General features: G+C 72.0%; 17 protein-coding genes. 16 read left to right on the forward strand and 1 reads right to left on the reverse strand.

Features of this window, described 5'->3' with window-relative positions:
• Window positions 1-6: 6 nt before the first annotated feature.
• The 7 genes from rpe (at window position 7) to OOK38_RS26570 (ending at window position 6,592) form a co-directional block, all read left to right on the forward strand.
• Window positions 7-693: a ribulose-phosphate 3-epimerase gene (gene rpe / locus OOK38_RS26540; RefSeq protein ID WP_266756467.1), complete on the forward strand. Its 687-nt coding sequence runs from the start codon at window positions 7-9 to the stop codon at window positions 691-693.
• Window positions 694-805: 112 nt separating this feature from the next.
• On the forward strand, window positions 806-1,816 hold the full coding sequence (locus OOK38_RS26545; RefSeq protein ID WP_266765587.1) for a sugar-binding transcriptional regulator: 1,011 nt from the start codon (window positions 806-808) through the stop codon (window positions 1,814-1,816).
• Between the two features lie 50 nt (window positions 1,817-1,866).
• The gene (locus OOK38_RS26550) at window positions 1,867-2,313 is read left to right on the forward strand and encodes a ribonuclease domain-containing protein (RefSeq protein ID WP_266756465.1); all 447 of its coding nucleotides are present in this window, start codon (window positions 1,867-1,869) and stop codon (window positions 2,311-2,313) included.
• Complete coding sequence (locus OOK38_RS26555; RefSeq protein WP_266756463.1) at window positions 2,310-2,687, forward strand: barstar family protein; 378 nt, start codon at window positions 2,310-2,312, stop codon at window positions 2,685-2,687. Before OOK38_RS26550 ends, OOK38_RS26555 begins: the two co-directional genes overlap by 4 nt.
• 107 nt (window positions 2,688-2,794) lie before the next feature.
• The gene (locus OOK38_RS26560) at window positions 2,795-4,237 is read left to right on the forward strand and encodes a GuaB1 family IMP dehydrogenase-related protein (RefSeq protein ID WP_266765586.1); all 1,443 of its coding nucleotides are present in this window, start codon (window positions 2,795-2,797) and stop codon (window positions 4,235-4,237) included.
• A gap of 390 nt (window positions 4,238-4,627) precedes the next feature.
• Entirely contained in the window at window positions 4,628-6,109 is a 1,482-nt protein-coding gene (locus OOK38_RS26565; protein ID WP_266756461.1) for an amino acid permease, read from the forward strand.
• A 30-nt stretch (window positions 6,110-6,139) separates the two neighbouring features.
• Entirely contained in the window at window positions 6,140-6,592 is a 453-nt protein-coding gene (locus tag OOK38_RS26570) for an Lrp/AsnC family transcriptional regulator (RefSeq protein WP_015661832.1), read from the forward strand.
• 190 nt (window positions 6,593-6,782) lie between these two features.
• On the opposite strand, the gene OOK38_RS26575 is transcribed toward OOK38_RS26570, so the two are convergent.
• Window positions 6,783-7,523 carry a GntR family transcriptional regulator gene (locus tag OOK38_RS26575; protein WP_266756459.1) on the reverse strand — a complete coding sequence of 247 codons (741 nt, stop codon included), beginning with the start codon at window positions 7,521-7,523 and terminating at the stop codon, window positions 6,783-6,785.
• A 211-nt stretch (window positions 7,524-7,734) separates the two neighbouring features.
• On the opposite strand from OOK38_RS26575, the gene OOK38_RS26580 reads away from it, so the two are divergent.
• From OOK38_RS26580 to OOK38_RS26620, 9 genes are all read left to right on the forward strand, one after another.
• On the forward strand, window positions 7,735-8,892 hold the full coding sequence (locus OOK38_RS26580) for an ABC transporter substrate-binding protein (RefSeq protein ID WP_266756457.1): 1,158 nt from the start codon (window positions 7,735-7,737) through the stop codon (window positions 8,890-8,892).
• Window positions 8,889-9,797, forward strand: coding sequence for an ABC transporter permease subunit (locus OOK38_RS26585; RefSeq protein ID WP_266756455.1), 909 nt, complete (start codon window positions 8,889-8,891; stop codon window positions 9,795-9,797). Before OOK38_RS26580 ends, OOK38_RS26585 begins: the two co-directional genes overlap by 4 nt.
• Window positions 9,785-10,603, forward strand: coding sequence for an ABC transporter permease (locus tag OOK38_RS26590; RefSeq protein ID WP_266756453.1), 819 nt, complete (start codon window positions 9,785-9,787; stop codon window positions 10,601-10,603). The genes OOK38_RS26585 and OOK38_RS26590 overlap by 13 nt, the downstream gene beginning before the upstream one ends.
• A complete protein-coding gene (locus OOK38_RS26595) occupies window positions 10,600-11,667 on the forward strand; it encodes an ABC transporter ATP-binding protein (RefSeq protein WP_266756451.1) in 1,068 nt (355 codons plus the stop codon). The genes OOK38_RS26590 and OOK38_RS26595 overlap by 4 nt, the downstream gene beginning before the upstream one ends.
• A gap of 797 nt (window positions 11,668-12,464) precedes the next feature.
• Window positions 12,465-13,949, forward strand: coding sequence for an HAD-IA family hydrolase (locus tag OOK38_RS26600; RefSeq protein ID WP_266756450.1), 1,485 nt, complete (start codon window positions 12,465-12,467; stop codon window positions 13,947-13,949).
• Between the two features lie 171 nt (window positions 13,950-14,120).
• A complete protein-coding gene (locus tag OOK38_RS26605; RefSeq protein ID WP_266756448.1) occupies window positions 14,121-16,421 on the forward strand; it encodes a nitrate- and nitrite sensing domain-containing protein in 2,301 nt (766 codons plus the stop codon).
• Window positions 16,411-16,929, forward strand: a complete 519-nt coding sequence (locus OOK38_RS26610; protein ID WP_266756446.1) for a roadblock/LC7 domain-containing protein — start codon at window positions 16,411-16,413, stop codon at window positions 16,927-16,929. Before OOK38_RS26605 ends, OOK38_RS26610 begins: the two co-directional genes overlap by 11 nt.
• A 7-nt stretch (window positions 16,930-16,936) precedes the next feature.
• Entirely contained in the window at window positions 16,937-17,317 is a 381-nt protein-coding gene (locus tag OOK38_RS26615; protein WP_266756444.1) for a DUF742 domain-containing protein, read from the forward strand.
• A 303-nt stretch (window positions 17,318-17,620) separates the two neighbouring features.
• Window positions 17,621-18,448: a carbon-nitrogen hydrolase family protein gene (locus tag OOK38_RS26620; protein ID WP_266756442.1), complete on the forward strand. Its 828-nt coding sequence runs from the start codon at window positions 17,621-17,623 to the stop codon at window positions 18,446-18,448.
• Window positions 18,449-18,485: the final 37 nt, after the last annotated feature.

Genomic DNA, 18,485 nt, shown 5'->3' on the forward strand with positions numbered 1-18,485 from the left:
TGGGGCATGGCCGTGCAGATCAACCCCAGCATCCTGTCCGCCGACTTCGCCCGTCTTGCCGAGGAGGCACAGGCGGTGCAGGGCGCGGACTGGCTCCATGTCGACGTCATGGACAACCATTTCGTACCGAACCTCACCCTCGGGGTGCCGGTCGTAGAGTCTTTGGCCCGTGCGACGGACACTCCGCTGGACTGCCATCTGATGATCGAGGACGCCGATCGGTGGGCGCCCCAGTACGTGGAAGCGGGTGCCGGCTCCGTCACCTTCCACGTGGAGGCGGCTGCCGCGCCCGTCCGGCTGGCCCGGGAGATCCGGGCCAAGGGCGCCCGCGCCTCCATGGCGCTCAAGCCCGCGACCCCCATCGAGCCGTACGAGGACCTGCTGCCCGAGCTCGACATGCTGCTGATCATGACGGTCGAACCCGGATTCGGGGGCCAGGCCTTTCTTGACATCATGCTCCCGAAGATCCGCCGCACGCGCGAGTTGATCAGCAAGCACGGACTGGAACTGTGGCTCCAGGTCGACGGCGGTGTCTCGGCGTCGACCATCGAGCGGTGCGCCGAGGCGGGCGCCGACGTGTTCGTCGCCGGTTCGGCGGTGTACGGGGCGGCGGACCCGGCGCAGGCGGTACGTGCATTGCGCACCCAGGCTCAGGAGGCGACGGCCCATGCATCGTGGGCGTGCGACCACTGAGCCAAGGGAACGTGAACGCCGCCCATCAGGGCGAACCGAGTACGCCGGATCTGCAAGGATGAACGGCGAATCCAGAGTGTGAACAGAAGTGAAGGAGATCGCCGTGTCGGGTATGTCGGCGGGCCGGTCAGCCATGCGGATGGGACCCGCTGAGCTGGTGCAGGCGGCGGCCATGGCCCGCCGCTTCTACCTCGAGGGCAAATCCAAGATCCAGATCGCCGAGGAGTTCGGCGTCAGCCGCTTCAAGGTGGCCCGGGTCCTGGAGACCGCTCTCGAACGGGATCTCGTGAGGATCGAGATCCGCGTCCCCGCAGAGCTGGACGCGGAGCGCTCGGACGCGCTGCGCGCCCGCTACGGCCTGCGGCATGCCGTGGTCGTCGAGTCCCCGGCCGATGCCGAGGAGTCGCCCGACCCGGAGAACCTCGGTGAGGTGGCCGCCGACCTGCTCGGCGAACTCGTCAACGAGGGTGATGTGCTCGGCCTCGCCTGGGGCCGCTCCACGATCCACATGGCGGCGGCCCTGGACCGGCTCCCGCCGTGCACCGTGGTGCAGCTGACGGGCGTGTACGACGCCGGGACCGCCGAGCGCGGCTCCGTCGAGGCGGTCCGGCGCGCCGCGCAGGTGTCGGGCGGCGACGCCCACCCCATCTACGCGCCGATGCTGCTGCCCGACGCGGCCACCGCGGCGGCGCTGCGCAACCAGACGGGGATCGCCCGCGCCTTCGAGTACTTCGACAAGGTCACGGTCGCCTGCGTCTCCATCGGCTCCTGGGAGCCGGGCATCTCCACGGTGCACGACATGCTCAGCGACGAGGAGCGCTCGCACTACGCGTCCCTCGGTGTCGCCGCCGAGATGTCCGCGCACCTCTTCGACGCCGAGGGCCGGCGGGTCGGGCGTGACCTGGGCGAACGCTGCATCACGGTCGAGGCCGACCGGCTGCGCCGTATCCCCGAGGTCGTCGCGATCGCGGGCGGGCAGCGCAAGGCGGCCGCCATCGACGCGGTGCTGCGGTCCGGGCTGGTCACCAGCCTGGTGACGGACACCTCGGCCGCGGACAGTCTGATGACGGCGGGCCCGCCCCCGCGTCCGGCGCTGAACCGGGCGGACCCGGACGGCCCCTGAGGGTTTTCCACCGCGCGCCGCGAGGGGACGGCCGTGGCAGCATCGACGTCATGCTGCCGCGGCCGTCCCCTCGCGCGTACGCGGGCCGGCTCTTCGCCGGCCTGCTGGTCTGTCTGACGGTCCTGCTGGCGGGCTGCTCGTCGACGGGGGCCGCCGTGCCGGAAGACTCCGCGGCCACGGGCGCGAGCCGTGCCACGGTGATCCCGTCCTGGGCCGGCGACCTGCCGACCGTCGCCGCCGCCGCGCTCCCCGCGCAGGCACGCGAGATCCTCGCCCTCATCGACCGGGGCGGCCCCTACCCGTACGCCAGGGACGGCGCCGTCTTCGGCAACGTCGAGCGTGAGCTGCCGAGGCACGCCAGGGGGTACTACCACGAGTACACGGTCCGGACTCCGGGCGAGAGCGACCGCGGGGCCCGGCGCATCGTCACCGGGCGCGGCGGGGAGATCTACTACACCGACGATCACTACGACTCGTTCAAGGCGGTGCTGAGATGACCCACGGTCCTCTCTCGGAGGTGTGCCGCTCCGCCGGGTGGCAGGTCACCGAGCTCGACCTCACCGGGGTTCTCGACAAGGCCGGTTTCATGGCGCGCTGTGGCCGCGCCCTCGACCTGCCGGAGTGGTTCGGGCGGAACTGGGACGCGCTCGCCGACGTCCTGGGCGACCCCGACTGGGGACCGGCCAGTCCGGGCAGGCTGCTGGTGGTGACGGGCTGGCGCCCCTACGCGAGGGCGCGGCCCGGCGAGTGGGAGACCGCCCAGGAGGTCCTGGAGTCGGCCTCCGGCCACTACCAGCAGTTCGACGCCACGCTCTCGGTCGTCCTCGTCCTTGGAGGATCCGACCAATTGCCCCCTGACCAGCCTGGATGATCTGTTCGGGGACCGCATACCGGTTGTCATGGGACAATGAAGTACGTGCTCTTCCCCCTGGCTGACCTGTCCGGGGGCCACCTCTGATCGACTGGGATGTGCAGCACGTGCGTTTCCTCAACGACATCCAGCCCCCGTACGACCTGACGTACGACGACGTCTTCATGGTGCCCAGCCGCTCCGCGGTCGGCTCGCGCCAGGGCGTGGACCTCAGCTCTCCGGACGGCACGGGCACCACCATCCCGCTCGTCGTCGCCAACATGACGGCGATCGCGGGCCGCCGGATGGCCGAGACCGTCGCCCGCCGCGGTGGCCTTGTCGTCATCCCGCAGGACATCCCGATCGAGGTCATCACCGAGGTCGTCTCCTGGGTCAAGGGGCGCCACCTCGTGCTCGACACCCCGATCCGCCTCGAGCCCCACCAGACCGTCGCCGACGCGCTTGCGCTGCTCCCCAAGCGCGCCCACAACGCGGGCGTCGTCGTGGACGAGAACAGCCGTCCGGTCGGTGTGGTCACCGACGCCGACCTGACCGGTGTGGACCGCTTCACCCAGCTGTCCGAGGTCATGTCGAAGGACCTGCTGCTCCTCGACGCGGACATCGAGCCCCGCGAGGCGTTCAACACGCTCGACGGCGCCAACCGCCGCTACGCCCCCGCCGTGGACGCGGACGGCAAGCTGGCCGGCATCCTCACCCGCAAGGGCGCCCTGCGCGCCACGCTGTACACCCCGGCCACCGACGCGGGCGGCAGGCTGCGCATCGCCGCCGCCGTCGGCATCAACGGCGATGTGGCGGGCAAGGCCAAGCAGCTTCTCGACGCGGGCGTCGACACGCTCGTCATCGACACGGCGCACGGCCACCAGGAGTCGATGATCAGCGCCGTCAGGACGGTGCGCGCGCTCGACCCGCAGGTGCCGATCGTCGCGGGCAACATCGTCGCCGCCGAGGGCGTCAAGGACCTCATCGACGCGGGCGCCGACATCATCAAGGTCGGCGTCGGCCCCGGCGCCATGTGCACCACCCGCATGATGACCGGCGTCGGCCGGCCGCAGTTCTCGGCCGTCATGGAGTGCGCGGCCGAGGCCAGGAAGTACGGCAAGCACGTGTGGGCCGACGGCGGTGTCCGCCACCCCCGTGACGTCGCGATGGCGCTCGCCGCCGGTGCGTCCAACGTCATGATCGGCTCCTGGTTCGCCGGCACGTACGAGTCCCCGGGCGACCTCCAGCAGGACGCCAACGGGCGCCTGTACAAGGAGTCGTTCGGCATGGCCTCGGCGCGTGCGGTGAAGAACCGCACCAGCGAGGAGTCGGCGTACGACCGGGCCCGCAAGGCGCTGTTCGAGGAGGGCATCTCCACCTCGCGCATGTTCCTCGACCCGTCCCGTCCGGGCGTGGAGGACCTGATCGACTCGATCATCGCGGGCGTCCGTTCCTCCTGCACCTACGCGGGCGCCAACTCCCTGGACGAGTTCGCCCGGAACGCGATCGTCGGCATCCAGAGCGCGGCCGGCTACGCCGAGGGCAAGCCCCTGCACGCCAGCTGGAGCTGACCCGCCCTTCTGCCCTCGTACGGCCCCTGTTCCCCTCGTCGGGAGCGGGGGCCGTACGCGTGTCCCGAGGGTGTGGAGGGGGTGGACGGACGCCCCCGCGAAGGGAACTGACGCCGTGTCGGACGGGGTGCTCGCAGGGCCGTTCCCTGAGCGAAAAGGCGCCTCGCGCAACCATCGAAAGGCCCCGCGCAACGAACATGCGCCGGGATGCGATGAACGCAACGATCTTGCGGAGATGCGCAAGGTTGCTGCATTACGCCCGTGAAGCCCGGACTCATAGGGTCAAGCGCTGTACATAGCGTGGCGGGGACCCCGCTCGGTGGGTCCCTCCTGTCAGGGGTGCCGCCGGTCCCCGCCCTTTCCGACCGGCAGCGATGAAGGAGCCAGCGCGTGCTCGACCAAGGCGCACCCCCGAAGTCCCCCACCACGTCCGCCCCACCGTCCCCGGGTGTCGGCGCGCGTCTCATGCGCCGCAAGCCCGTGGAACGCCTGGTCGCGGAGGGTGGCCAGGGGGAGGGAGGCTCCCTGCGGCGCTCCCTCGGCCTGTGGCAGCTGACCATGATCAGCATCGGTGCCACGCTCGGCACCGGCATCTTCGTCGTCCTCGGCGAGGCCGTCCCCAAGGCCGGACCCGCGGTCACCCTGTCCTTCGTGATCGCCGGCCTCACGGCGCTCTTCTCCGCCCTCTCGTACGCCGAGCTGGCCGGCACCATCCCGGTCGCCGGATCCTCGTACTCGTACGCGTACGCAACGATGGGCGAGCTCATCGCCTGGATCTGCGGCTGGTGCCTGGTCCTGGAGTACGGCGTCTCGGTCGCGGCCGTCGCGGTCGGCTGGGGCGAGTACCTGAACGAACTGCTCGACGGCACCATCGGCGTCACCATCCCGGACGCGCTGTCCGCGCCGCCCGGTGACGGAGGCATCTTCAACCTGCCCGCGCTCATCGTCGTGCTGCTCGCGATGGCGTTCCTGCTCGGCGGGGCGAGGGAGTCGGCGCGCGCCAACACCATCATGGTGGCCGTGAAGATCGCCGCGCTGGTGATGTTCTGCGCGATCGGCGTCCAGGGCTTCCGCTCCGGCAACTACGAGCACTTCATGCCGCTCGGCATGGCGGGCGTCAGCGCCGCCGGCGCCACCCTGTTCTTCTCCTACATCGGCTTCGACGCCGCCTCCACCGCCGGTGAGGAGGCCAAGGACCCGCAGCGCGACCTGCCGCGCGCGATCATGCTCTCGCTGGTCATCGTGACCGCCCTGTACGTCCTCGTCGCCGCCGTCGCCGTCGGTGCGCGGCCCTGGCGGGGGTTCAACGACTCGGAGGCCGCGCTCTCCGGGATCATGAAGGACGTCACCGGGCAGACCTTCTGGGGCACGCTGCTGGCGGCCTGCGCGGTCATCGCCATCGCGAGTGTCGTGCTGACCGTGCTCTACGGCCAGACCCGCATCCTGTTCGCGATGGGCCGGGACGGCCTGGTGCCCAAGGTGTTCGCCCGGGTCCACCCGAAGACCGGCACGCCCCGCGCCAACACGGTCATCGTGTCGCTGTTCTGCGGTGTCCTCGCCGCCGCGATCCCGCTCGGCCAGCTCGCCGACGCCACCAGCATCGGCACGCTCTTCGCCTTCGCGCTGGTCAATGTCGCCGTCGTCGTACTGCGCCGGACGCGCCCGGCCATGCGCCGTACTTTCCGGGTTCCGCTCGCGCCGGTGCTGCCCGCGATCGGCTTCCTGCTGTGCGTGTGGATGATGGCCAGTCTCTCGGCCGTCACCTGGGTGGTCTTCGGCGTCTGGATGGCCGTCGGGCTCGTGTTCTACTTCAGTTACGGCTACCGCCGGTCCCGGATGGCGACCGCGGAACCCGTCGCCGAGCAACCGTAGAACCCCTCGCAGAAAAGTGAACCACCCGCAGTGCTGAACGATCTCGACGAACGCATCGTGCACGCCCTCGCCGAGGACGCCCGTCGCTCCTACGCGGACATCGGGCAACTGGTCGGCCTGTCCGCGCCCGCCGTGAAGCGGCGGGTCGACCGGCTGCGGGCCACCGGGGCCATCACCGGGTTCACCGTACGGGTGGACCCGGCGGCGCTCGGCTGGGAGACCGAGGGCTTCGTCGAGATCTACTGCCGGCGGAACACCTCGCCGGAGACCATCCAGCGCGGTCTCGAGCGCTATCAGGAAGTCGTGGCCGCCTCCACCGTCACCGGGGAGGCGGACGCGGTGGTGCAGGTCTTCGCCTCGGACATGCGGCACTTCGAGCGGGTCCTCGAGCGGATCGCGGGGGAGCCGTTCGTGGAGCGGACGAAGTCCGTGCTGGTGCTTTCGCCGCTGTTGCGGAGGTTTTCCTCGGGGTCGCCGACGTAGTCGGCGCCCCCATGAACGCTGGTGCGCCCCAGAGGGTGGGGGTCCTGCCTCTTGGCGGCTGCGGGCCTGTTGTGGCTGGGCTCGCAGTTCCCCGCGCCCCTGACGGGCGCTCCAGATCCCGGCGTTCTGAGGGGCCCGCCGCTCGGAGGGAGGCGGCGCTCAGAGGGCGGCCGGTGGGCGGAGGGAGTGACTACTCCGCCGTTTTCCTCGCCAGGGCGTTGTTGCCTATCGAGTTGTGCACGCTGAAGCTCACGGCGTCCGAGCGGTAGCGGTCGTCGGACCACTCCACCGGGCGTCCTTCGCGTGTGGTGGTGACGCGGCGGACCCGCAGCAAGGGGCTGGTGCGGCGGACTCCGAGGAGGTCGGCGTCCTGCGCGCCCGCCGCGACGGCGTCGATGACGTGCTCGCCGTAGGCGAAGACCACGCCGGTGTCCTCGTAGAGCCGTTGGGTCACGGAGGGGCACTCGGGCTCGATGGCCGCCACGGCGGGGGAGATCCAGTCCGCGTACACGGTGCGCTCCAGCAGGACCGGTTCCCCGTCCAGGCCGCGGACCCGCAGCACGTGCAACACGGGTGTCTTCTCCCGTAGTTGGAGTCGGACGGCATCCTCCGCCGTCGCCGGGCGGTACTCCTGCGCCACCACGTGTCCCGTCGCCTCGCGCCCCATCGCCCGCGCCCACTGGGCGAAGCTGCGCAGTTCGGCGAAGCTCTGGCTGCGGCGGCCCGCGAGAACCACGCGGCGGGCGCCCTGGCGTGAACCGATGAGCCCCTCGGCGGTCAGGGCCGCGACGGCCTGACGGACCGTGCCGCGCGAGACGCCATAGTGGGCCGCGAGGTCGGTCTCCGCCGGCAGCAGACTGCCCACGGTGTACTCCTCGCGGTCGATCGCCCGCCGCAGCTCCTCGGCGATCTCCTCGTGTCGCGCCGCCATTCTTCCCCTCTGATCCGACCACTGTGCACAGCGTGATCAGCCTAATCGAGATCGGACGGTGATCCGCGGCGGCCGGGATTGTGCAGGGGATAAGGGGTAACGGTTTCGCCAAAGTTTACGGACAAGACATCATCGGCGGGCCTACTGGGGCCAACTTGTTCAGACAAGTTCTCCGTCCCACTCCACCCTCGTGCGCCACCCTGGAGAGACCGTGACCGTGTTCCTGCCGAGGACCGCCCGCCTCACCGGCGGCCTCGCCGTCGCCGCAGCACTCGCCCTGAGCGCCTGTGGCGCCGCTCCCGACGACAAGGCGACCACCGCCGACGGCAAGAGCGCGGCCACCGCGACCTCCGCCGCGGACTTCGGCGGCCTCGACGCCCTCGTCAAGGCGGCCAAGAAGGAGGGCACGCTGCACGCGATCGCCCTTCCCCGCGACTGGGCCAACTACGGCGCCCTCATAGACGGCTTCACCAAGAAGTACGGCATCAAGATCGAGGTCGAGAGCCCCGACGGCTCCAGCCAGGACGAGATCAACGCCGTCACCTCGCGCAAGGGCCAGGACCGTGCCCCCGACGTCCTCGACCTCGGCAGCTCCTTCGCGCTGAGCGCGGCCCAGCAGGGGCTGCTCGCCCCGTACAAGGTGACCGCCTTCGGTGACCTCCCCGAGGGGCAGAAGGACGCCGCCGGCCGCTGGTTCAACGACTACGGCGGCTACATCTCCATCGGCTGCGACGCCAAGCGGGTCAAGGAGTGTCCGAAGACCTTCAAGGACCTGCTCAAGCCGCGGTACAAGGGCCAGGTCGCGCTCAACGGCAACCCCACCAAGTCCGGTTCGGCCTTCGGCGGTGTGTACGCGGCCTCGCTGGCGAGCGGCGGTTCCTTCGACGACATCCAGCCCGGACTCGACTTCTTCGCCAAGCTGAAGAAGAACGGCAACTACACGCCGGTGGAGTCGACCCCGGCCACGGTCGAGAAGGGCGAGACGCCCATCAGCATCGACTGGGACTACCTGAACGCCGGGTACGCCGACGAGTTCAAGTCCAAGGGCGTCGACTGGAAGGTGTCCATCCCCTCCGACGGCCAGTACGCCCAGTACTACTCCCAGGCCATCAACAAGGACGCCCCGCACCCGGCCGCCGCCCGCCTCTGGCAGGAGTACCTCTACAGCGCCGAGGGCCAGAACCTCTGGCTGAAGGGGTACGCCCGCCCCGCTCTGATGACCGCGCTGGAGAAGGCCGGCACGCTCGACAAGACCGCCGCCGCGAAGCTCCCCGCGGTCTCCGGCACCCCGAGCTTCCCGACCGAGGACCAGCAGAGCAAGGCGAAGACCGTGCTCGCCGACGGCTGGGGCAAGGCCGTCTCCGGATGACCACCGCTCTCACCGAGGCCCCGGCCGACGTGGCGCCCGCCGCTGCCGACCAGCAGCGGCGGCGCCGCCGCGCCCCCGACTGGCTCGCCGTCGTCCCGCTGCTCGTCTTCGTGGTGATCGCCTTCGGCATCCCCGCCCTCGCCATGCTCAACGGCGCCTTCACCGTCAAGGACCAGGCCACCGGCGCGAGTTCGTACACCACGGCCAACCTGACCGGCTCGTTCCGGGGCGCCTATCTGACCGCCCTGATCGGCAGCGTCAAACTGTCCGCCGTCTCCGCGGGCCTCGCGACCGTCCTCGGACTCCCGCTCGCCCAGGCCGTGGTGACCTCCCGCTTCCGGGCCCTGCGCGAGGCCGTGCTCACCGCGTCCGGGGTCCTCGCCAACTTCGGCGGCGTCCCGCTGGCCTTCGCCTTCGTCGCCACCCTCGGCAACTCGGGTGTGCTGACACGGCACTTGAGCCTCACCGACAAGGGCTGGAACCTCTACAGCTTCTGGGGCCTGGTCATCGTCTATCTGTACTTCCTGATCCCGCTCATGGTCCTCACCATCACGCCCGCCCTCGACGGCCTGCGCTCCCAGTGGCGCGAGGCGGCGCAGAACAACGGCGCGACCTCGGTCCAGTACTGGCGGCATGTCGCGCTGCCCGTCCTCGCGCCCTCGCTGCTCGGTGGATTCGTGCTCCTCTTCGGCAGCGCCTTCGCCGCGTACGCCACCGCCGCCGCGATGGTGGGCAGCGCGGTCCCGCTGGTCACCCTGCAGATCGCCGACGCCATCTCCGGCAACGTGCTGGTCGGCCAGGAGAACGTGGCGCTCGCCCTCAGCCTCGACATGGTCCTCATCGCGGGCCTGGTCATGGCCGTGTACCTGCCCCTGCAACGACGGAGCGCGCGATGGCTCGCCTGAACCTGTGGCGCTGGGTGGTCCTCGCCCTCGCCGCGCTGTACTTCCTGGTGCCCATGGCCGCGTCCGTGGTCTTCACGGTCGACGTTCCGGGGCAGGGCGTCACCTTCGACGCCTACAGCGAGATCGTGTCCAGTGACGGGTTCGTCTCCAGCCTGGTGCTCTCGCTGGAACTCGCCGCCGCCACCATCGTCGTGGTGCTGCTCCTGATGGTGCCCGCCACGGTCGCCCTGCGGCTCGGCGCGCCCCGGCTGCGACCGGTCGTCGAGGTGGTGTGCTCACTGCCTCTCGTCGTCCCGCCGATCGCGTTCGTCGCCGGGATCGCCACCGTCCTGAAGTGGGGGCCCGAACACCTCTCGCGGACCCCGCTGTTCCAGACGTTCGTCGCGATCCAGGACCCGGGCTTCCCGGTCGTGCTCGTCCTCGCGTACGTCGTGATGGCGCTGCCGTTCGTGTACCGGGCCCTGGACGCGGGACTGCGCGCCGTCGACGTGCGCACCCTCGTCGAAGCCGCCCGCAGCTGCGGCGCGAGCCCCGCGCGGGCGCTCGTGCACGCGGTGCTGCCCAATCTGCGCGGCGCGCTGCTCAACGCCTCCTTCCTCACCCTGGCCCTGGTGCTCGGCGAGTTCACGGTCGCGCGGCTGCTCGGCTACCAGCCGTTCGCCGTGTGGATCTACAACGTCGGCGGCTCGCAGGCCCAGATGTCCGTCGCCGTCTCCGTGCTCAGCCTGTTCGTCACCTGGGCACTGCTTCTCGCGCTCGCCGTCTTCGGTGGCCGCTCCCGTACCGCTTCCGCCTCCCGGGGATGACCATGACCCTCGCCACGCTCGAAAAGGCCGCCACCGTCGAATTCCGGGGACTCCGGCGGGAGTTCGGCCCGACCGTCGCCCTCGACGGCCTGAACCTCACCGTCCGGCCCGGTGAGCTCCTCGCCCTGCTCGGCCCCTCCGGCTGCGGCAAGACCACCGCGCTGCGCATGCTCGCCGGGTTCGAACAGCCCGATTCCGGCGAGGTGCTGGTCGACGGCGAGGACATCACCCGGGTTCCGGCACACCGCCGCGACGCCGGGATGGTCTTCCAGTCGTACAGCCTCTTCCCGCATCTCAGCGCCCTGGACAACGTGGCCTTCGGACTGCGGATGCGCAAGGTGCGTTCGGCCGAACGCCGTTCCCGAGCCGCCGAGTTGCTCGACCTCGTGGGCCTCGGGGACAAGAGTGAGCGGTTCCCGCACCAGCTCTCCGGCGGCCAGCAGCAGCGCGTCGCGCTGGCCCGCGCGCTCGCCCTGCGGCCCCGCGTCCTGCTGCTCGACGAGCCGCTCTCCGCGCTGGACGCCAAGGTGCGGCTCTCGCTGCGTGAGGAGATCCGTCGGCTCCAGCTGGAACTCGGCATCACCACCCTGTTCGTGACGCACGACCAGGAAGAGGCGCTGTCCATGGCGGACCGGGTCGCGGTGATGCGGGCCGGACAGCTCGAACAGTGCGCGTCGCCCGCCGAGTTGTACGGGCGTCCCGCCACCGCCTTCGTCGCCGAGTTCGTGGGCACGATGAGCCGGATTCCGGGGAGCCTCGACGGCGACACGGTCGAGGTGCTCGGCCGGCGGCTGCCGGTGGACGGGAACCCGCCGGCCGCGGGGGAGGTGGATGTGCTGGTCCGGCCCGAGGCGGTCTGGGTGAGCGCCGACGACGCGGGTGACGCGCGGGTCGTGGCCACCGCCTTCCTCGGGGCTGCCACCCGGGTCACCGTGCGGCTCGCGGACGGCACCGAGGTCAAGGCCGACCTGCCCACGCACGAGGCCGCGACGCTCGCGTCGGGTGCCGCGGTGACGGTCGCGCTGCCGGACCGTCCGGTCCTGGTCGCCGAGCGCGCGACCTGAGCGGCGCCCGGTCTCGCCGGTCCGAGCCCACGCGGTTCCGAACCGGTACCGCATCCGGTTCCGGACCCGGCACCGCATGCGGTTCCGGATCGGTCGCGAACCGGGCCCCCACCGGGTCTCGAACCGGTCGCGCATCCGGTACCGAACCAGGCCGGGAATCCCGCCCGGTACCGAACCAGGCCGGGAACCCGGTCCCGCGTCGGCCGACGTACCCGGCAGGGTGGCGGGGCGCGCGTCCGGTGCCGTGCCGCGCGGGGGTGGTACTGGTCGCCGCAGGTCGCCCCATCTCGCTGAGCGAGGCGGAGGCGCCCCGCGCGGCCTCGGACACCGGCCGTCCCTCCGGGATCGGCCCCGGCACCGCGCGTCGTACTCCGTGCCGCGGGGAGCGTCCGGCGGTGTGGCCGGTGCCGTACGACCGGGGCGCGGGGGTGTCCGGTGGTGCGGCGGGTGCCGTACGACCGGGGCGCGGGGGTGTCCGGTGGTGCGGCGGGTGCCGTACGACCGGGGCGCGGGGGTGTCCGGTGGTGCGGCGGGTGCCGTACGACCGGGGCGCGGGGGTGTCCGGTGGTGCGGCCGGTGCCGTACGACCGGAGTGCCCGGGCCCGCGGAGGCCACTGCCCTCGCGCCTCGGGTCACTCCCCGCCGGGCGCACCTCGGGGTGGCCCCACAGGGCATGGCCCCGCATGACCCACCCCGCCATGACCCACCTCACCCGAACGCCGACCCGCCTCGCCCGCCCCTCCGTCCGAGCCCGCACCCGGCTCCCCCCACCCCCCCCACCGAAGAAAGAGAACCCCGTGACCCACCGCACCACCGCCCGACTTCCCCTCCAGGCCGTCCTGTTCGACATGGACGGGACGCTCGTGGACACCGAGCGGCTGTGGTGGGAGGCGGTGGAGCAGGTGGCCGACGGGCTCGGACACGTCCTGACGGGGGCCGACCAGCCGCACGTGCTCGGACGGCCCGTCGAGCACACCGCGGGCTGGCTGGCCGGAGTCACCGGCGCATCGGCCGAGACGATCGCCGCCGAGCTGCACCGGCAGTTCGCGGACCGGGTCCGCACGGGCATCGTGCCCCGCCCCGGAGCGACGGAACTGCTCGACGCGCTCGCCCGTGAAGGCGTGCCCACCGCGCTGGTGACCGCGTCGCCGCGCGCGGTCGCCGACACGGTCCTGGAGGCGCTCGGTGCCGATCGCTTCGCCGTGTCCGTCACCGCCGACGACACCGAGCGCACCAAGCCCGCCCCCGACCCCTACCTGGCCGCCTGCCGTGCCCTCGGCGTCGATCCCGCCGCCTGCGTCGCCGTGGAGGACACCCAGACCGGCGTCACCTCCGCCGAGTCGGCCGGCTGCGCCGTCCTCGCGGTGCCCTCGCTCGCCCCGATCGCCCCCGCGGCCGGGCGTACCGTGCTCGGCAGCCTGGAGGAGGTGTCCCCGGCGCGGCTGCGCGCGATGGTCGCGCCGGGTGAGCTGCGGGTGATGAGCTGGAACCTCTGGTACGGCGGCACCAAGGTCGACGGGTACCGCGAGAAGCAGCTCAAGGTCATCGCCCGGACGGGAGCGGACGTGGTCGGCCTCCAGGAGACGTACGGGAACGCGGCGGAGGAACTCGCCGAGGCTCTCGGCTGGCACCACCACCGGGCGGGCGACAACCTCGGCGTCATCAGCCGCTACCCGATCGTCGCGCGGCTGGGCGACCCGGACGTCGGCTTCTACGGGGGGACCGGCGTCCGGATCGCGCTGGACGGCGGCCGGCGGGTCGACGTCTGGAGCGTCCACCTCGACTGCGCGCCGTACGGCCCGTACGAGGCACGCTTCGACGGACTTCCGGCGGCCGGACTGATCGCGCACGAGGAGGGGCGGCTCGGCCGGATGAGGGAGATCCTGCGGCGGGTCGCCGACTCCGCCGACGGGTCCGTTCCGGTCGTCCTGGTCGGGGACTTCAACACGCCCTCGCACCTGGACTGGCCGGACGTCGCCTGGCCGGTGACCAAGGCCGCCGAGGAGGCGGGCCTGAGCGACTCCTATCGCGAGGCCCACCCCGACCCGCTGCGGGACCCCGGGCACACCTGGTCACCCGTCCACACCGAGCACGAGGACGGCAGCGGCCGTCCGGAACCGCAGGACCGGATCGACTTCGTCCTGCACAGGGGCCTGACCGTTCTCGATTCCCGCACCCTTGTCAGCGGCACCCCGCGCGCCTGGCCCGACGTCGCGGACAACGACTGGCCCTCGGACCACGGGGCGGTCGTCACCGTCTTCGAGGTGCCTCGCGGAGGCTGACGGGCCGGACCGGGCGGCGGGCCGTGGGAATTGAACGGTGGGTCAGCCCGGACCATTGCGGTCCGGGCATGTCATCCACTAGTTTGAGCCGCCTCGCTACCCGCGAGTAACACCGATGGGTTACCACACGTCACCCGGCCACCCGATTCGTCCTGTCGTCCTGGGGAGTCCATGCGCTGGCCCTTCGGCCGTACGACCACGGTCCGCACGCGGATCGTGGCCCTCGCACTCGCTCCGGTGATAGCCCTCATGACGCTGTGGAGTTTCGCCATGGTGTCCGTCACCGGCGAACTGCGAGCGCTCGTCCGCCTGGAGGGTGTCTACAACACCTTCGGCACGCCGGTCGACACGGCGATCGGCCAGATACAGATCGAACGGCGGTTCGCGGCCGCGTACTTGGGCGAGGGCCGCGGAACGAGGGCGGCCCTCGACCTGCTGGCGCAGGAGCGCCGCACCGACCGGGCGGTGACCGCGATGCGCACCGCGATCCGGGACGGGGACCGTGACCAGCTCTCCGATCGCCAACGGCAGGAACTCGACGCCGTGCTCCACTCGGTGGACGGGCTGGAGGGGCTGCGCGGGCGGGTGCTGTCCCACGCCGTCACCTGGGACCGGGCCGTGGCCGAATACAGCACCCTGGTGGAACCGGGCTTCGACGTCCCGTCAGCGCTCACGGCGCTCCAGGCCGGGCAGCTGGCCCGCGAGGCGCAGGTCGTCGTCGAGCTGGTGCGGGTGCGGGAGTTCGTCTCCCGCGAGGACGCGCTCGTCGCCGGGGCACGGGCCGCCGGAACGCTCACCGACCGCCAGTACGACACCCTCACCGCGACGATCGAGGACCGCCGGGTCTTCGAGCGGACCTATGTGCCCGACCTGCCGGCCGACTCGCGCGGCCTCTTCGAGGAGTTCCAGCGCGGAGACCTCCACCGGGAGCTGACCCGGGGTGAGGACGCCCTGCTGCGGGCGGGTGCGGAGGGCGCGGGCGAGGCCGTCGCGGCCGGTACGTGGCGCACCACCACGGACCGCGCCGTCAAGCAGTACATGCGGCTGTGCACCCGGTCGGCGATCAACTCCGCCGAGCGAGGCCGGGCGTTCGCCTACCGTGAGATGGCCAAGGCGGCGATCGTCGGTGTGCTGGGACTGGCCGCCGTGGGGCTCTCCCTGTGGTTCGCGGTGCGTGGCGCACGGCGCATCTCGCGCCGTCTCGAGTCGCTGCGGGACGCCGCCGATCTGCTGACCAATCGTCAGCTCCCGCACGTCATGGAGCGGTTGAGCGCCGGTGAGGAGATCGACGCCGCCGCCGAGGCGCCGCCCCTGGCCGACGCGGAGGCGGTGGCCGACGAGATCGGCCAGGTCGGCAGGTCCTTCAACACCGCCCGGCTCGCGGCCGTCGAGGCCGCCGTCAAGCAGGCCACCCTGCGCCGCGGGCTGTTCGCGGTGCTCCTGAACATCGCCCGCCGCAACCAGGCGCTCGTGCACCGGCAGCTCAAGCTGGTCGACACGCTGGAGCGGCGCACCGACGACCCGGACGTCCTGGACGACCTGTTCCGGATCGATCACCTGACCACACGCATGCGGCGCCACGCGGAGAGTCTGATCATCCTCTCCGGCTCGGCCCCGGGCCGCCGTTGGCGGCGGCCCGTGCCCGTCGGCGAGGTGGTGTCGTCCGCGGTGAGCGAGATCGAGCAGTACGCGCGGGTCATGATCCCTCCGATGCCGGAGGTGGGCGTCGCGGCGGACGCCGTCGCCGACATCGTCCATCTGATCGCCGAACTCGTCGAGAACGCCACGGTGTTCTCACCGCCCCACACCCAGGTCACCCTGCGTACCGGACGGGCCGGGAGCGGGTTCGTCCTGGAGATCGACGACCGGGGTCTCGGTCTGGCGCCGGAACAGATCGAGGAGGCCCACCGCACCATCACCACGCCGGACGACTTCGACCCGACCCGGCACGACCGGCTCGGGCTGTACGTGGTGGGCCGGCTCGCCGCACGGCACGGCATCACGGTCACGCTGTGCCGTTCGCCGTACGGCGGCACGACGGCGGTGGTGCTGCTGCCGGAGGCGGTTCTCGCGCCGGTGGAACCCGCGCGCCCGGCGGTGGCGGCGGACCCGGACCCGCGGGCGCTGCCCTCGCGGACGGGCACCGTGGTCCTCGAGGAGCGGCGGACGGCGCGGCGCGAGCAGGAGCTCGATCCTGTGCCGCGGGACGCCCCGGTCCCGGGCTCGCCCGTGCTGCCCACCCGGGTCCGCCAGCGGGCCCTCGCACCCGAGCTGCGTACCGCGGGACCGGTGGCCGACGAGACGCCGGAGCGCGAGGTCACTCCGGAGGAGATGCGCGCGGTCTTCGGATCCTTCCAGCGGGGCCTCGACCGCGGACGCAGGGGCCTGCCCACGCAGCCGGACGCCAGGCGGTCCGGCCCCTCGCAGCGAACCGACACCGAGGAAGGGACGGACGCCGACGATGCGCCCTGACCAGCTCCCAGAGCACTCCGACCGGACCCTCGAGGCCCGCGTCCCCGAGGCCCGGACCCCGGAGCCGGCGGGGGGCGCCTCCGGGTACGGGGGTGACACCGACCGGCCCGGTACCGATCTCGGGTGGCTGCTCGACGACCTCGTGGCCAGGACGGACCATGTCCGCCAGGCCGTGCTCCTCACCGCCGACGGTCTCCCGCTGAGCTGCTCGGACGGCATGCGCAGACGGGACATCGAGCACCTCGCCGCCGTCTGCGCGGGCTTCCACAGCCTCGCCCGTTCGGCGGGCGAGCGCTTCGCCGCGGGCGGGGTGCGCCAGACCATGGTGATGCTCGACGACGCCTACCTCTTCATCACCCCGGCGGGCGACGGAAGCAGGCTGGCCGTGCTCAGCGAGGTGCAGACGGACGTCGGACAGCTCGCCCACGAGATGGAACTGCTCGTCCGCCGCGTCGGCCGCCACATGGCCGCCGCCGTACGTTCGGCGGCCGACCCCGCTGGCCCCTGATCCGCCCGTGACCGACGACCACTGGTACGAGGACGAGACCGGGCCGATGGTGCGGCCCTACACCGTCACCGGGGGCCGGACCCGGCCCTCGGGCGGGCAGCTCATCGATCTGATGTCGCAGGTCACGGCCCTGGAGGCGGGCACCGGGCTGCCCGGTGTCGATCATGCGGCGGCCGCCCTGCTCGACCTGGCGCGGCACGGCCCCCGGCCGGTCGTCGAGCTCGCCGCGGATGTCGACCTGCCGCTGACCGTCGTACGCGTGCTCCTCGGCGACCTGGCGGAGGCCGGGCTGGTGCGCATCGACGAGCCGCGCCGTTCGCCGCACGGCGGTCCGGTGGCCGACCCGGAACTGCTGCGCGAGATCGTGGAGCGGCTGCGCGAGCTGTGAGCGCCCGCAGGGCCGGAACCGGGGCCGGAGGGGGCCGGAACCGGGGCCGGGGGGCCGCCGCCTCCGGGCAGCCGCCCTGCCCCGTCCTGGTGCGGGAAACCCGCCTGTGACCTGCGTCTCCCCGGGAATCGGGGCCACGACCGGGATGCGCGAGGGGGTGCGCAACGAATCGCCGCCGGAGGCCGGGCGCACGCAATGAATCGTTCGGTGACGCGCAACGGGTCCTTCTTGTCCCCCCGAGCCGGCCGACCGTACCGTCTATCTGGCCCCCCGAATCCCCTTCCGCACCGGTGGAGAACACGCATGCGCACAGCCCTGCTCCAGAGCTCCGGCCGCCCCGGCTCCATCGTCGAGAACCTCAAGGTGCTCGACGAGGCCGCCGGCCGCGCCGCCGCAGCGGGAGCCGGGCTGATCGTGACCTCGGAGATGTTCCTGACCGGCTACGCCATCGGTGACGACATCGCGCGCCTCGCCGAGCCCGCCGACGGCGAATCCGCCGACGCGATCGCCGAGATCGCCACCCGGCACGGCGTGGCCGTCGCCTACGGCTACCCCGAGCGCGAAGCCGCACGCCACGAGGACGAGGGCGCCCCGGCCGACGGTGGGGCGCGGGTGTTCAACTCCGTGCAGCTGATCTCCGCCGACGGCGCCCGGCTCGCGAACTACCGCAAGACCCACCTCTTCGGCTGCTTCGAGCACGACCACTTCACGCCCGGCGACCAGCCCGTCGTGCAGGCCGAACTCGACGGCCTCCGGGTCGGCCTCATGATCTGCTACGACGTCGAGTTCCCGGAGAACGTCCGCGCGCACGCCCTCGCCGGCACCGACCTGCTGCTCGTACCGACCGCGCAGATGCACCCCTTCCAGTTCGTCGCCGAGTCCGTCGTCCCGGTGCGCGCCTTCGAGAACCAGATGTACATCGCCTACGTCAACCGCACCGGTCCGGAAGGGGAGTTCGAGTTCGTCGGGCTGTCCACGCTGGCCGGGCCCGACGGAGTCGCCCGTACCCGGGCCGGCCGCGGCGAGGAACTGGTCCTGGCGGACGCCGACCCCGTCCGTCTCGCGGCCTCGCGCGAGGCGAACCCGTATCTGAAGGACCGCCGCCCCGGTCTCTACGGGTCCCTCGTCTGACATCCCGCCCGGTCGAACAAGCCTCCCCCTCACCAGC

The organism is Streptomyces sp. NBC_00568 (assembly GCF_026341855.1).
GTDB lineage: Bacteria > Actinomycetota > Actinomycetes > Streptomycetales > Streptomycetaceae > Streptomyces.

Bases quoted from the DNA above. Each gene is read 5' to 3' on its own strand.
- rpe (WP_266756467.1), top strand. From the start codon at position 7: ATGGCCGTGCAGATCAACCCCAGCATCCTGTCCGCCGACTTCGCCCGT.
- OOK38_RS26545 (WP_266765587.1), top strand. From the start codon at position 806: ATGTCGGCGGGCCGGTCAGCCATGCGGATGGGACCCGCTGAGCTGGTG.
- OOK38_RS26550 (WP_266756465.1), top strand. From the start codon at position 1,867: ATGCTGCCGCGGCCGTCCCCTCGCGCGTACGCGGGCCGGCTCTTCGCC.
- OOK38_RS26555 (WP_266756463.1), top strand. From the start codon at position 2,310: ATGACCCACGGTCCTCTCTCGGAGGTGTGCCGCTCCGCCGGGTGGCAG.
- OOK38_RS26575 (WP_266756459.1), bottom strand. From the start codon at position 7,523: ATGGCGGCGCGACACGAGGAGATCGCCGAGGAGCTGCGGCGGGCGATC.
- OOK38_RS26585 (WP_266756455.1), top strand. From the start codon at position 8,889: ATGACCACCGCTCTCACCGAGGCCCCGGCCGACGTGGCGCCCGCCGCT.
- OOK38_RS26590 (WP_266756453.1), top strand. From the start codon at position 9,785: ATGGCTCGCCTGAACCTGTGGCGCTGGGTGGTCCTCGCCCTCGCCGCG.
- OOK38_RS26595 (WP_266756451.1), top strand. From the start codon at position 10,600: ATGACCATGACCCTCGCCACGCTCGAAAAGGCCGCCACCGTCGAATTC.
- OOK38_RS26605 (WP_266756448.1), top strand. From the start codon at position 14,121: ATGCGCTGGCCCTTCGGCCGTACGACCACGGTCCGCACGCGGATCGTG.
- OOK38_RS26610 (WP_266756446.1), top strand. From the start codon at position 16,411: ATGCGCCCTGACCAGCTCCCAGAGCACTCCGACCGGACCCTCGAGGCC.
- OOK38_RS26620 (WP_266756442.1), top strand. From the start codon at position 17,621: ATGCGCACAGCCCTGCTCCAGAGCTCCGGCCGCCCCGGCTCCATCGTC.